This window comes from Halorussus marinus (genome assembly GCF_004765795.1).
Lineage (GTDB): Archaea > Halobacteriota > Halobacteria > Halobacteriales > Haladaptataceae > Halorussus > Halorussus marinus.
This window is the reverse complement of record NZ_SBIV01000007.1, coordinates 117328-132107: the sequence shown is the minus strand read 5'-3', so window position 1 is coordinate 132107 and position 14780 is coordinate 117328. Positions and strand designations below refer to the sequence as shown.

10 protein-coding genes and 2 pseudogenes are annotated in these 14780 nt (G+C 55.2%); 4 read left to right on the top strand and 8 right to left on the bottom strand.

Annotated features, from left to right (window positions below; genetic code table 11):
* The 5 genes from EPY72_RS14485 to EPY72_RS14465 all read right to left on the bottom strand — a co-directional run bounded on the left by EPY72_RS14485 (position 1) and on the right by EPY72_RS14465 (position 7895).
* Positions 1-2970: a type I restriction endonuclease subunit R gene (locus EPY72_RS14485; RefSeq protein WP_135806903.1), complete on the bottom strand. Its 2970-nt coding sequence runs from the start codon at positions 2968-2970 to the stop codon at positions 1-3.
* Entirely contained in the window at positions 2963-4402 is a 1440-nt protein-coding gene (locus tag EPY72_RS14480) for a class I SAM-dependent DNA methyltransferase (RefSeq protein ID WP_168216053.1), read from the bottom strand. The genes EPY72_RS14485 and EPY72_RS14480 overlap by 8 nt, the downstream gene beginning before the upstream one ends.
* A gap of 67 nt (positions 4403-4469) precedes the next feature.
* A complete protein-coding gene (locus EPY72_RS14475; protein WP_168216052.1) occupies positions 4470-5744 on the bottom strand; it encodes a restriction endonuclease subunit S in 1275 nt (424 codons plus the stop codon).
* On the bottom strand, positions 5737-7242 hold the full coding sequence (locus EPY72_RS14470) for a type I restriction-modification system subunit M (protein ID WP_135806900.1): 1506 nt from the start codon (positions 7240-7242) through the stop codon (positions 5737-5739). Before EPY72_RS14470 ends, EPY72_RS14475 begins: the two co-directional genes overlap by 8 nt.
* Positions 7243-7244: 2 nt before the next feature.
* Positions 7245-7895 (bottom strand): MarR family transcriptional regulator, encoded by a 651-nt coding sequence (locus EPY72_RS14465; RefSeq protein ID WP_135806899.1) that lies wholly within the window; start codon positions 7893-7895, stop codon positions 7245-7247.
* A 337-nt stretch (positions 7896-8232) separates the two neighbouring features.
* Here EPY72_RS14465 and EPY72_RS14460 point away from each other — a divergent pair, with 337 nt between their 5' ends.
* From EPY72_RS14460 to EPY72_RS14450, 3 genes and pseudogenes are all read left to right on the top strand, one after another.
* On the top strand, positions 8233-10257 hold the full coding sequence (locus tag EPY72_RS14460; RefSeq protein ID WP_135806898.1) for an ATP-dependent nuclease: 2025 nt from the start codon (positions 8233-8235) through the stop codon (positions 10255-10257).
* 81 nt (positions 10258-10338) lie between these two features.
* Entirely contained in the window at positions 10339-10563 is a 225-nt protein-coding gene (locus EPY72_RS14455; RefSeq protein ID WP_135806897.1) for a DUF8139 family protein, read from the top strand.
* 194 nt (positions 10564-10757) lie between these two features.
* Positions 10758-10925, top strand: a pseudogene (locus EPY72_RS14450) (DUF1931 domain-containing protein).
* Between the two features lie 14 nt (positions 10926-10939).
* Here EPY72_RS14450 and EPY72_RS14445 read toward each other — a convergent pair.
* From EPY72_RS14445 to EPY72_RS14435, 3 genes are all read right to left on the bottom strand, one after another.
* Positions 10940-11563 (bottom strand): hypothetical protein, encoded by a 624-nt coding sequence (locus tag EPY72_RS14445; protein WP_135806896.1) that lies wholly within the window; start codon positions 11561-11563, stop codon positions 10940-10942.
* 196 nt (positions 11564-11759) lie between these two features.
* The gene (locus EPY72_RS14440; RefSeq protein ID WP_135806895.1) at positions 11760-12839 is read right to left on the bottom strand and encodes a transcription initiation factor IIB; all 1080 of its coding nucleotides are present in this window, start codon (positions 12837-12839) and stop codon (positions 11760-11762) included.
* Between the two features lie 458 nt (positions 12840-13297).
* Entirely contained in the window at positions 13298-14467 is a 1170-nt protein-coding gene (locus EPY72_RS14435) for an ISH3-like element ISH27-3 family transposase (RefSeq protein ID WP_135806894.1), read from the bottom strand.
* 48 nt (positions 14468-14515) lie between these two features.
* Here EPY72_RS14435 and EPY72_RS19845 point away from each other — a divergent pair.
* Positions 14516-14779 (top strand): annotated as a pseudogene (locus EPY72_RS19845) (hypothetical protein); the annotation flags it as partial.
* Position 14780 lies beyond the last annotated feature (1 nt).

Sequence of the window (14780 nt, the reverse complement as noted above, 5' to 3'; positions counted from 1 at the left end):
TTACCCTCCCGCTGGTGCAGACTCGTCGGGCTCGGCCTGTTCGTTGCGGATCAGGTACTCGACAATCTCTCTGACTAGCCCTTCTTTGTCGTAGAGGTCCTTCCGGTCGTGCTCGCCCACCAGTGTGCGAATCACCGTCTGACGGATCTCCTTCCGGACGCGGTCACTCATATGCCAGCCGTCGAAGCCGGTATCGATCTCCTCGAAGCCGTCGAGGATGTCCGCAGCAATCGCAGCGGCTTCATCATCCGCAACATCGTAGCTGTCCGTGAGAGCGGAGTAGACTGCATACTCCGTCTCGGACATATCGAGTTCGTCCCGTTGCTCACCAACAGCGAGAGCCTCTTTCTCGGCCTCTTCGAGTTCTTCTGCGACTTCCGGTGCCTCCAGCTCACCCGACCGCCAATCGTTCACCAGCTGCTCAACGCGCTGACTGATGCGCTGGTACCGGGGGTTCGTGGTTCGGCGGCCCTGCAGGTGGTCCTGCGTGGCATGGGCGATCTCGGTGGCCTTCGCCTTCGGCTCCAGGTCCTGGACCTTCTCGAGGTGCTCTTCGCTGATCTTGTAGATCGGCGTATTGTTCTTGATTTCGCCGACGTCGACGTTCTCTTCGATGATCTCCAGCGTCTTCTCCCGCACGTCCTCTTCGGGGTCCGGGTCGCGCTGACTCCGCCGATAGGCAAGGTGGATCCGGTTGAGCCACTGGTACGGGTCCCGCAGTCCCCGTGTCTCCAGCCGTTTGTCGGGGGCGATCGACTCGTACATGTCCTGCAATCGGGCGTAGTTGTCTTCGAATTCCGCCCTATGTTCGTTCGCGAGCGCAACGGCGTTGTTCACTGCCTCCTGGCTGTCGACCTTCTCGACCTCCTCGAAGAGATTCATCGTCTCTGCGAGGAGGTCCTCGAAGTCGTCGAGGAGTTCGTCGACGTCCTTCGCTGCGTGGTTGCGCGTTTCGGCGTCGTACTCGAGTGCGTCCTCGATGTTGCCGCTCGCAAAGACGCCCGCGTAATCGACGATCTCGCCGTTCACCTTGCCGTCGGCGGGCCGATTGGTGCGGGCGATCGCTTGGAGGAGATTGTGATTCTTGAGATTCCGGTCGAGATACATCGTCTTCAGGAGTGGGGCGTCGAAGCCCGTGAGGAGCATATCACAGACGACGAGGATCTTCGGGTCGTCCTCGTATTCGTCCGGGTTCTTGAACCGCTGGACGATCGACTCCCGCTGCTCTTTCGTCGTGTGGAACTTCTGAATGAGCTTCTCGTCGTCACCCTGCGAGGTCACGAGGACCTCGATATCCTCGGGGTCGCGGAGTTTCTGGAGTTCCTCGCCGTACAGCGCCGCCGCGCGACGGGTGGGTGTGACGACCATCGATTTCCAGCCGTTGGGCTCGACCTTCTCCTCGTAGTGGTCAACGATATCGAGTACGACGTTCTCGACGCGCGGCCGTAGCTCTGCGAGTTCGGAGCGCGTGACGTGCTTGCGGATGATCTCGCTTTTCTCCTCGACGTCGAGATCAGCGAAGGAGCGTTCGAACTCTTCGTCGAGCGCGGATTCGTCGATCTCCCACTCCTGCTGTCGCACGTCGAAATGCACCGGGAGAACGACGCCGTCGTCGATCCCGTCCTTGATCGAATACTGGTGAAGCGTCTCCTCTCCTTCTGGCGAATAGTTGTCGAAGGTGTCTCTCTCCTCTTCTCGGACGGGCGTACCAGTGAAGCCGAAGTGCTGGGCGTCGGGGATGGCCGCCTGGAGGCTTATCCCGAGGTCTTTCTCCATATACCGGTGGGCCTCGTCGACGAACACGACGGTTTCATCGTTCGTCTGGACCTCGGCGTCGACGTCCTCAAACATCTGGATCGTGGTGAGCACGAGCTTGCTGCTGCCCTCTTCGAGCAGCTCCTGCAGGTGATCCATACTCTCCGCGACCTCGAACCGCGGGAACTCGATGTTGGAGAGAGTGTTCTCCATTTGGGTCCTGAGCTTGTCGGTGTCGACGACGAGCAGGACCTGCGGATTGTCGAGGAAGCTCCGCTCCAGCAGGTTCCAGGCCGCGAAGACCATCGTATACGACTTTCCGCTCCCTTGGGTGTGCCAGACGAGCCCGCTATTATTGTCCGGATCCTCGACGCGGTCGAGGATCGCCTCGGTCGCGTAGTACTGCATGTATCGCGGCACGATCTTGAGATCGCCGCCGGCCGCCTCCTCGTAGAAGACGTACCTGTCGAGGAGATCCGCCAGCACCTGCTTCTGGAAGAGCGCGACGACCGCCTCTTTGAGGTCGTTGCCGAGGTCCGTGTCGTCATCGCGCCAGGGGTAGTAGTGCTCCGCCGGCGCGTTCACGGAGCCATACCTGAACTCGAGGTCGTCGGCAGCGACGTTGAACAGCACCGGGACGAAGAGCCGGGGCACATCGTCCTGATACGAGACGAGGTCCGTGATCGCATCTTGGTAGGTGTTTCCCTGGGTAGCCGACTTGAGTTCCCAGACGACGAGCGGGATGCCGTTGACGAAACAGACGACGTCGGGCCGGATCGCCTTCTCCCGATGAACGCGGAACTGGTTGGCTGCTATCCACCGATTTTCGTCGAGCTCCTCGAAATCGACGAGGGTGACGTATTCGGTCTCGCCGTCGTCGTAGGTGTGCTTCTTTCCGTTTCTGAGGAGCTGGGTGAACTTCTCGTTGGCCGCGACGAGGTTCTCGGTCCGAAGTTCCCGCTGCAACGAGTTGAGAAACCGGTCGGCCTCCCGCTCGTCCAACTTCTCGTTCAGCGCGATGAGCTGCTCTTTGAGGATCTCCCAGTAGACGACCTCAGAGAGATCGCGGTCATACTGCTGGTCTATGACGGTCGCGCCGTAGCCGCCGTCTTTCCCGTACGTCTCCCAGCCCATCTCATCGAGCCACTGGAGGACATCGATCTCGACGCCGGTTTCGCTGGGCGTTTCGACAGGTTCGGGACTGGTGTCACTCATACTGGTTTACTCCCTCGCCATACAGCTCTCGGAGATCGTGTTTCATCCGGTCACGTATCTCCGAGAGTTCGGTTTCGAGCTTGGCTAACTCCTGTGCCTCGACTATCGTATTTATATCCTCTTCGGGTTCAGTGGTGTCGACGTAGAGTGCGAGATTGAGATTATAGTCCGTCTCTTCTATCTCCTCAACCTCGACCACTCTCGACTTGCGTTCTTTTGATACCCGCTCGTTAAATATCTCAACTGCTCTATCGACGCCTTCCGGAGTCAGCTGATTTTCGTTATCGAGCTCTCGGTAGAAGTCCTCGTGTGCGGCGTTGAGGAATAGCACTTCCCCTTCGCGCTCTTCGGGCTTGTCCTTATTGAGGAACAAGATTGCAGGGGCAATCCCCGTGTCTTCACCGAACAGCTTCTTTGGTAGATTGATAACCGCCTCGACAAGGTCCTCGTCGATCAGGAATTCCCGGAACGGAGACTCGTTGTCTCTGAAAAGGACTCCTTGGGGTGCCAAGGTGGCTAATTGCCCTGTCTCGTTCAGACTACTGTACATATGTAGGATGTAGGCGTAATCAGCGCGATTTTTGCGGGGATCTTTGTCGACGTGCCCGAATCTGGCGTCATCCTTCAACCCGGATTTGTTCCAATCCTCGGAGTAGGGGAAGTTGGTAAGGACGTAATCAAACTCCCGCAGTGATCCATCGCTCGTTTGCATCGGATCATTTAGGGGATCTGCAGCCTCGATTTCTGCCTCAAGATCGTTCAAAAAGAAATTGAGATTGGCAGCTTCTGTCAGTCCTTTAATCGATTCTTGTCCGACGAGCGTCAGTTTATTTGGATCTCTGCCTTCCTTTCGATAATGGCTCGCAACGCCGACCAGCATGTCCCCAGAGCCAGCAGTTGGATCATAGAATGAGTCACCATCTTCGAAAGGGGCTAACATCCGAACAACCATCTCTATCACCTCCTCCGGTTGGTAGAACTCCCCAGCGTCCCTGTTTTCTTCCTCCGCAAATCTCCGTATTAGGCCCATGTATGCCTCCGAGACTGCTTGGTAATCAGCACTCTCGACACTCAGATTGATTGTATCTAACTCTTGGAGCAGAGTCTTAAGCGTCGATTCGTTAATATCGAATGATAGATAATCAACTTCAAAGGATATTTTGAGATCATAATTTAATTCCTCAAATGATTCAAGAGCTTCATTCAGGGTCTCATCAACCCGCTTATTAGTAGACATTAGATCTTCCCAAAAAAGACCATCCGGTATCTGAAGCCGATAGAAAGCAGGATCCTCACCTGCAATTTCTTCTCCAAAATCGGCGACGGCGTTCTCGTACTCGTCTTGGTATGTATCGTTGGCGGTCTTATAGAAGACGAGAGGAAGCAGGAACTCTCTGTATTCCGTCTTATCTATTCCATCGTCAGATTCCATCTCATTTATACATTCTTCAAAGGCATTGACTAGAGCGTTAGAACCACCATCGGTTAGCATACGATGTCTAATCATGTTTTTCCACCTCTGGGAGTACTTCGATGTCCTTGCTGTGAGTTCGAACCTTGCCCGAGAGGAGGTCTTGCATAAGACCTTTTTTTAATCGCTGTAGTTGTTGTTTATATTGCTCACTTCTATTCTTGTGATCAGAAACGGAGGTCAGTTTTGACGAGATCTCGGTCTGCTCTTCTTCAGGAGGCTTGGGTACTGACAACATATCCATATTGGTCTGTGTTAATTTGGGTTGGGCAGATCCAGTCACAAACGGCTCATAATTCAATCGTTCGAAATATTCCACTAGATAATCAATATCAAACCCTTCTCTCGGTTTGAGTACGTGAGCATGGTTATTCACCCATGCTTTGCCAGATATCTTAAAGGAGATTGGTAGATTTCGCGAGAGTAGATTTTCGCCGTCCTCAGCTAGGAGAATTAGATCATCATCAAAGAGGTAGTCATCAACATAATCAATGATACCTGATGCTCCGTAATAAGGGATATCTCCTTGCATTTCTTCCCTTTTTGCTTGTTTAACGGGTATTCTGTCTCTGTCTAAGTTTTTACAAGCTTCATCAATAGAAACAATATCCCAACTTGCTGGGATTTCTAAGGTGAATGGACCTACCCGCATCTCTTGAAATTCAGTATGATCAATCCCCGCTATCACTAACTCTCTCCTTAGCCCGGTATGTAATCGCTCTGTTTGTTGAATGATTTCTTCTGTCTTCTGTATCGCTTTATCAACGTTATAGATCACACTCGCTATTTTACGTTGCTCTTGGAGAGGGGGAAGGAGGCCTTTCAGGCTATAAGCATCATTTCGATTTAGCCCTGGAATTGCTGATGCTGCATTTAACCTACTTAACTGTATATTCTCAAGGAGATAATGTACAAATCGAAGATTTTCATCCGTCTCATATTCGCTGATATAATATGTCGTATCGATTGGGTGGAATGGGCCTTCGGAAAACTCGGCTTCTCCTATCGATCCCTTTCTCCCAACAATTATTCCAGGACAATCAACATAAGCTTCCGAGTGACTACCTACCAGTCCATTAGATCCGTAAACGGGATATTGACCGCCGTCCCGTGCGTCTTCTGTGAGGTTTTCCCCGTACTCTAAGGAAAATATTTCTCCCAACCGACACAATTCCCATCCCTCTACGGGAGATTCATCTATTTCTTGGAGTTTACCAGCATCTACTGCTTCGTCCTCTGTCTCTCTATTGTACTCTCCCACGATCTCGTCCAGACTTGTCTGTTGACTTGCGTCGTCACTCATATCCCAACACCTCCACGTGCTCATCCATACGACTCTCTATCCGATCCCGTTCAGCACGTAATTCGTGTAACTTTTCCACTTCTTGACTTATATCAATCTCTTCCTCGGGCTCGGTTGTGTCGACATACAACGCGAGGTTGAGATTATAGTCGTTCTCACGGATTTCCTCATGCGGGACAGCACGGCTCACCCGCTCTTCTGTTTTCCACGCGTCGAAGTTCTCGACAACGTGGTCCAGCCCCTCGTTTGTAAGCTCGTTTTGATTCGAGAGCTCCCGATAGAAAGCCTCGTCCGCAGCGTGAACGAAGAGCACTTCGTCCTCTCGCTCTTCGGGCTTGTTCTCATTGAGCACTAGAATCGCCGACGGAATCGAGTTGTTTTGGAACAGGTTCTCGGGTAAGCCGATCACCGCTTCAACGATGTCGCGGTCGATCATCGGCTCTCGATACCGCTGCTCGTGCTTTCGGAACAGCACGCCGTGCGGGACAACAATCGCCGCCTGCCCTGTCTCGTTGAGCTGTTCCTCCATGTGCATGATGAAGGAATAGTCGCCACGATCCGCACGGGGGAGCTTATTGGCCCAGTCGAAGCGCCCGAACTTGTCCTCTTGCAGCTGGTCTTTCGCCCAATCAGCCGAGAACGGGAAATTGGCGAGGACGTAGTCGAAGGTCTCGAGGTCGGCGTCGCCGGTCGTGAACTGCGGATTGCGAAGCGAGTCCTCCCGTGCGACCTCGCCCTCGTACCGGTGGATGAATAGGTTCATCTTCGCGATAGCGGCGACGTCGGGATTCATCTCCTGGCCCGTGAGCCGGAGCTTCGTAGGATCGCCGTCTTGCTCCTCCCGGAAGTTCCGGGCCGCCTCGACAAGCATCCCGGCGGAGCCACAGGTCGGGTCGTGGAACGAATCGCCCGGCTCGAAGGGTGCGAGAAGCCGGACCATCATGTTCACGATATTCGGCGGGGTGAAGAACTCGCCGCCCTCCTTCCCCTCCTCGCTGGCGAAGTGCTTCACGAGGTCCATATACGCCTCGCCGAGCATGTCCGGCGGGACGCGTTCGGCGCTCAGATTGTACGTGTCGAGATGGTGGGCGAGGTCCTTGAGGCGGTCGTCGTCCAGTGCGTCGGCGCTCACGTAGTCGGCCCGGAACGCATCCTGCAGCTCCGGGTTCTCCCGTTCGATCGCCTCGAACGCCTCGTTCAGGAACTCGTCGACGTTCTTGTTCGTATCGAGGAGCTCGGCCCACCGGTAGCCTTCGGGAATCGGGAAGTCGTAGAAACTCGGGTCGTCGGCGATTTCCTCGTCGCCGAACTCCTCGAGGACGTCCTCCCGCTGGTCTTCGTACGTGTCGCTGAGCGTCTTGTAGAAGACCATCGGGAGAATGTAGTCCTTGTAGTCGGTCTTGTCGACGGTGTTGCGGATGATGTCCGCACATTCGAACAGGTGGTTTTCGAGCTCTTCCAGCGTGATCGAGTCAGTATACGAGGTGATCTTTGACATAGTTAGGCTCCTCCGTAGGCGTGTTTGGCGATCTCGGTCGCCGGCGACTGGCCAGCGAGTTCGGCGTGGAGACCGTGTCTGTTCGCGAGTTCTTCTACCAGGTCAGGACTGGTGTCCAGACACGCCGCCAGCCTGAGGATCGGCTTCAGTTCTGCTGGCACGTCGGTCTCCGCGCTCACAGCACGGTAGGCGACGTGGTAGAGCATATCGTCCGTGTACAGGAACACCTCCCGGAGGGTCTGGATATTGTTCTTTCCGAGCGAGCTCACGAGCGACGTGAGGAGGATGTCTTCGAGGAGGTCGGCTTCGAAGTACTCAGTCGCCGAGCGCTTGGTCCGCGTGCGGGTTTCGTTGGTATCTGCTACCTCCTGCTCGTAGAGCTCACTCTGTGGTGCGCGTCGCAGGTATTCCTCGAAGTGCTCTCGATAATCATCGAGGAGACGGCCTGTATCGACGCGATACCGGCCATCGTGTTCTTGCAGTAGTGACTCCTCGACGAGTCGACTGCAGTTCTGTGAGACGGCACCCTTCGTCATCGGGAGCTTCTCAACGAGGTCCTTCTGGATCGGCGGGCCATCGCTCCGCTGTAAGTCTGCGACGGCCGCAAGGACCTGGGTTCTGGTTTTCCCTTCACGAGCCTCCGTGAGGCGCATAATTTGTTTGGCACACTACGACCACATAGTAGTTTGGGTGCTAGAAACACATTTCCCATTTGAGTTTAGCAATCCTAACTTCGGTCTTTTGGCTGACTAACGGGGAGAACGTGGTGATATGATGTTTCGAGACGATGTCTTACCTAACGAATAGGTGTGAAGATTGCTATTGTTTGGTAAGATCCTCTGATTCGGTTGTCTCCACGAAAGTGCTGATCTGTGGTCCTGCCCTCGATTTACTGAGTATTTGTGAAGATGAAATACGTAGAAACCGACTGTATCGATTTAAGCACAGGAACCTTTACCAATCTTGCGTGGTATTCGCGTTTAAGTAGAAATGCGTCTCACTCAGGTTCGAATTCAGAATTATAAATCAATCGTGGATACAGAATGGGTTCCGATTGAAGACGATATAACAACACTTCTAGGTCGAAACGAGAGTGGAAAGACATCCTTCTTAGAAGCAATACGGTACTTTGACCAGGACCGAGAAATCCAAGATCGTGAACTGAATGACGGAAAGGAGTATTCCGAGAATCATCACGCCCCAATAACAAGTCTAAGGATTGAACTTAGTGGTGAAGCCGCTGATAGATTTTCTGAGTTTCGAGACCTCGAACAAGGCGACGAAATAATAGCGACAAAATATTCAGACGGAACTCGGGAACTCTCCACGCCGCAGGGTAGGGAACTCGGTGAGTATGTTGATCCCGTAAAGAATGCTCAAGAGACGGTAGAGGAAATGTGGCAAGAGCTGAATTCACTTCGGAATGAGAACTCAGGGAATTACCGCAATCACTTTGATAATAATATAAAGAACCCTGCAAACAGAATACGAAATAACGAAAACCCCGACTTATCTCAGGTGGAGTCTTGGGTACGTAATCTTCTGGACGCTTTAGAAAATATACCCGCAGAAAATGATGATATCAGAGATGCTAAGGAGAAATGGCGTACTGAAATTGAAGATCTCAATAATGTCATCAAACATATTGATGAAGAAAATGATCCTCGATATCTACTCCCCCCAATAGTCTATCACGGCGGGTTCGATACGATTAGTGACGATGTACAAGTGAATTCAGTTGATTCTGACGAACATCGAACGTTTAGAAATCTATTAGGAATAGTTGAGCTTGATTATGAGAATTTCGATAATTTGGGGCTCCATGAACAGAACCGAGTCCTTGAATCGGCAAGTGGTACGATACGTGGTCAGGTAAACGAGCTGTGGGAGCAGAAAGAAGTCGATGTAGAAATCAACTATCGGAATAATCGGTTTACAGTAGGTATCAAGGATACCGCCCTTGCTCATTTAGATTCTGAAGATGGAGAGGAGCAGGACGTAAGCCGTTCTCTCAAACGACCATCTGAACGTAGCAAGGGATTCCAGTGGTTCTTGTCGTTTTACATTAATTTGAGGGCCGAAACGGATAACGAAGAATCACCTAACCAGATAATCCTCCTCGACGATCCAGCGGTATTCCTTCATCCAGAAGGGAAAAAGAACTGGCTCAGAGCGATTGAACAACTGTCTGAGTCCGCACAGATCATATATTCGTCTCACTCCCCGTTTCTCATCAGGAAAGAGTACCCGAATAGAATCCGGGTTGTAGAAGATCGGGAAGACGATGGGACAGTCGTCACAGAAGACTTTCACAAGTCAGATGCGATGACATTGGAACCTCTCAGAAATGCTCTGGGGATAGGGTTAGGTGATTCACCTTTTGTCTCGAAGAGGAAAATACTCGTAGAGGGTGTTAGTGACTACGATATTCTGACGGGTCTGGCAAACTATTATCGAGATCATCTTGAAGAAGACATCTTATCGTGGGATGAGATCACGATTATGCCAACAAATGGTGGGAATAATATGGTTCAAGCAGCGAAATGGGTGGCTTCAGAGGAGTTCTCATACGTGTTGCTATTAGATAATGATAGCAAGGGCAAAGAGGTAGAGCAGGAGATCGAAGAACAGCATCATGAAATCAATCCAGAGCGTATTGTTCTACTCGAAAAAGACGATGATGAGCGGAATTTCAACATCGAAATAGAGGATCTGTTTGACCCAGAATTCTACATAGATAGTGTCAACGCTGCTTATCAGGAGCAGTTCGATGATTTCGATCCAATCGAGATTGGAATTGAGGACGAAGTATGGTCTATTGATGATCGGGAATACAAAGGTCGGAAAATAGTAAATCGAGTAGAGAACGCTTTAGAGGACCGAAATAGAGGTGATTTGGACAAAGTTATGGTGGCTCGTGAGATCCAAGATAGATTGACAAATAATCGGGAAGTCACCGAGAGCGATGTGGAAGAGTTTAGGAGGATGCTTGGGAGGATTAGGAACCTCACGTAGGATGGGCGTCTTGTTTAGAGAAAGATCTGGACTTGCAGCTTATCGATTTAGGGCAGATACGTATTGGGGAGGGCGACTACGATGAAAGGTCGGTTCGACGTGGGAGACTGTGTCCGGATCGACATCCCTGATGAGACGGATCCAGATCATGACCGTCTCCACGGCAGTCGGGGCGAGATCACTGCGATCCTGGATGACGACGCCGGCGAGGTCACAGGAGACATTCGTGATACTGTGCTGTACCGTGTGCAGGTGGGTGATGACACGGAAGTTGATGTCCGATGGCGAGATCTTCGTCCGCCGTAAACGACCGTCCTCACGAGAATAACCATTCGATCCTTTCGAGAAACCTTACCATACATTGCTGCGCAGTATCATCCTCCAGTGTTTGGTAAGATACGAGCCGTATTCGGCTTCTTGTTGTTCGTAATTGCCGAAGAGCGACGACAATCCGAGGAAGAATATCTACGTTTATGTGAGCGATGGCTGAACTGGGGCGTATGGCAGACTTGATCGTCAAATCGGCCGTGAAGGACGCACTCGATGACACCAACGTCTCCGCAGACTTCTACGAGGCGCTGGACGACTAAGTCGCCGACCTGCTTGACGACGCCGCACGACGGGCTGAGGCGAATGACCGGAAGACGGTCCAACCGCGCGATCTGTAACCGCCGCGCTGCGATCAGTCCTTTCTAAGTGGCGTAGGAATCCCGCCTGCGGTAAAACGAGCGACTGCTCCGCAGCTGGGACACTCGTCGACGAACGCACAGACTCGAAGCGAGGTTTCTAACTCACGAACGCTCCCGCACACGGAACACTCGTACGCTGTGCGGTACCGGACTGACGGACGGTGGTGTTGCCGTCGTGTGCGGGGGTTCGATCCCGCTGTCGTCTTGCCGTGAGACGCTGCTGTCGGGGATCGCTCTTGGTTCGTCATGGACTGCTCGTGATCGAGCTGCCAGGCCGAATCGGGAAGCGTGTCGGAGATGCGATCTGACTTGCTGCTACCAATATCGAGAGCATCAGGCCCAGCTGGTTCGCATGCGTCATCTGATCGGGATTCATCGACTGGGCTCCCGTCGACGTGTGACGCATCTCGGTGGCCCAGAGGACCCGCCCGTGCCCACGCACCGAGTTCGACGGCCTCTGCCTCCTCGTAGAGCACGCCGTCGATGGCAGCCGCCAGTTCCGCGAGTGGCTCGGAGATCTCGGACTCCCCGTGTTTCTCGACAGCGTTCTCGAACAACCATTCTCGGAGCGTCGCTGCAGTCTCTCTATCGACTGTGTATGATGGGACAGCGTTCATTCGTTTCTCACTCCGTTCCTCTTGGATGCGACAAACCACACACCGTCTCCATCCCCGTTGATGAGACTCCATACCGGTGTTAGTGAGGTTGTGGCTGCGCGCGCAGCGACCGCAGGGAGCGAGCACGGAGCGGTGGGTGGGGCGGAGGGGCGTCCACGGGCGGTGGTCGCCACTAAAAAACGGGGGAGTGCCCCGCTCAGCGGAGGGTGTCCCGTTCCTCTTCGAGCCCGACACCCGGGTCGTCAGTGCTGTGTTCGGCTTCGTAGGCGTCGACAAGCTCCCGACTGTACCGCGCGATCCGGTTTCGGGACGTCGGCACAATCGTGCTCGCCGCCGCAGCGACCCGCTCCTGGGTGAGATGCTTGCGCGAGAGCAAGCGATCCGCCGCGTACAGCGCTGACGCCGCGACGGTGCACCGTGGCGTTCCCGGCCCGATCGGCACCTGGTCGCCGAGTTTCATCAGGTGTTGGGCCAGTCGCCACGTCCGCACCGCTCGCGCCCCGGGGATGGCATCGTCATCGAGCGCGTCGACGACCGCCATCACGGCGTTGGGCCTGATGAGCGGCGCGTCGAACCCGCATTCACACCGGATCTTCCGTGCCGCAGCGCACACCCGCTCGTGGGGCGCTTTGGTGTGCGTCGCGACCGCGATATCGATCTCGTCTCGGTCGACCGATGAGGCCCGCGCGGCCAGGAGGACGGCGCCGCCGGCGAGTGCCTCCCAGGCCATCCGCCTGCCCGGCAACCGCGCTTCCGAGGCGCTCCGGAGGTGTTGCGCTGCTTGCTTGACGACGTGGTCCGGCAAGCTCAGGTTGCCGCCGATCATCTCGACGTCCCGCAGCCCCTCGTTGAGCCGCTTCGTCCGCTTGCGCTTCTCACCGAACTGCATCCGCTTGTGCCACTTCCGGAGGCTTTGGACCTTCTCCCACTGCTTGTTGCTCAGGGGATTACCGCGACCGTCGGTGTTCCTCCCAATCTTCGTGTGCAGGCCCTTGTCCGTCCGCAGCGGGTCCACTGTCTCGATGCTCTGGTCGGCGTCTCCGGCCAGGCCCAGGTCGTTCAGCGTCGGGCTCAGGTCAACCCACTCGTCGGCGACGATCAGCCCGCAGTCCGTGCAGAACGACTGCTCGTCTTCGGTGATTACCTGGCCCTCACACTCCGGACAGGTGGATCGCCCCGACGGCTCGTGTTCGACCGTCGGCTCGTGACCGCGTTCTTCGGTGGTCGTATTCTGTACGTCCGAAACCGTCTTTTCGCTCGCGTTGTTACTCGACATTGCGGTAACCCGAAGGCGCTCACCACAGCGCCCGACACCCCGTGTTCCAGCACGGGGATTTCCTCGACGTCACGACCGACAGAGCCGTCTGCGCGCTCTCGCTCGCGCCTTCGCGAGCGCCCTACCGGGCGCGAGCGAGAGCGCGCCCGCACGGAGGGATACAACCAGCGCCGCGCGCCGACCCGCCCGGAGCGAGCGACCAGCGGAGAAAGCGTGGGGGGTGAGCAGCCACGCCGCGCAACCCCCCGCGCTTTCCCGCTGGCGTCGAGGGCACATTCAATTTCAGTACCTCACAAAGCGTCCTCAGTTGAGTCAGTCTGAGGTCTGATTTCTGTTGCGGAGTGCAGTGACCGACCGCGATCTCCTCACAGATCGACGGGAAGCTGTCGCTGTCGGCGGCGCTTAGCCGCCGACGCGACAGCGTCGCCACTCAGTGCGGGGGCTGTCCCGGTCAGTGGTTAGCGGTGGAATCGGTCGTCAGGTGGTCGGTTCGCGGGGACGGCCCGACGCACCGCAAGGGCCGTCCACGCAGCCCGTCGAACCATATTCACGAACTCCTTGTACGGCCACCACCAGAGGCGACGCCCGCCTCGGCGCGGCGTCGCCACGTATTCGTAGTGGAGATACCGCCAAACATTCTGTAGCAGCAGACTCACTACGACGTACAGCAGTCTCACCGTCGCGTCTCGTGTCGTTGTCGTCGCTATCGCTTGCTCGGACAAGCGATAGCTCGATTCGATACCGAAGCGTTTGCTGTAGTGGTATCGCGCTTCGCGTGGCGTCTCGATGAACGGCGCGTCAGCGGCGTAGCCGTGACGCGCTACACCGTTCTCGTCATATCGTCCGTTCAGGTACGTACAGTCGATGTAGACGGGAAACTCGACGGTCCAGCTGTGACCGTCGAGTTTCCCTGTCAGGTTGTGTTGAATAATGCGACTCCATCCTTCCGAGAGTTCCTGCTGAATCGCCTCACCCCACTGAATGATTGGGACCACGTAGGCGTAGTTGTGCGCCTGAAGCAGCGTGAGACACTTGCTGTCGTAGAATCCGCGATCAAGGTAGACGGCCTTGACCTCGGTGTCAAGGCCGTCGAGTACACCAAGGAACTCAGCGAGGACGCTGCTGGCGGTGTCGCCGTCTTCGAGACGGCGCACCGCCAGCGTGTAGCGTTTGTTCTTCACACGCGCGTAGAGTGTGGCGTAGGCGTGGAATGCGGTGGTTCCACGCTTGGCTTCCGAGTGATAGAGGTTCTCCGTGTCGTCTTCATCACCGTAGTAGGGCCGCAGGTGGAGGTCTGCGCAGACCTCCACCTGCTCGGGAAGCAGTTCGACGATGTCTCGGCGAAGAAGCGTGTTAGCGACTCGTTCGAGCCGTTCGGGCTCGAACTTCGTCCGTAGATGATAGAGAACTGTGTTCGCCGATGGCGAGTCTTCACTGGAGTTGCACAGCGTCGAGATCGAGGTCCCGTCGGCGGTCGCGCCGACGAGGACCTCGTAGATGTCCTCTGCACCGATTTCAGCGTTGTTGGCGAGGTTGAGAGAAACTTCCTCGTCAAGGCAGTTGACGAGGAAGTTAAGGAGCTGGTCCTCGTGGATTTCATTGTCCGCTTGCTTTGCTTGCTTGGACACAACTCAGCAAGCGGACTCCTTCAACTTGCGAGCTTTGTGAGGTACTGAACCTGGAAGACGTTCAAATACGCAACCCCACTGACGGCGAAGGTTCTCGGTGGTGCGACGAAAGGAGCGGCCCTCATCGGCGGTGTCGCCGCTGGAGCCTACATCGGCGGCGCCGGCGTCGCGACAACAGCGGCCCGATGGGGACCGAAGGCCGCAGCGGGACACGCTGTGGCGCAGAAAGCTGCAGCCCGGGGCGCGAACAGCGACGAAGACAGCGGGACGCCGTCGTACCGGCGGACCGAGAACGACCCTGGAGGTTACTAAC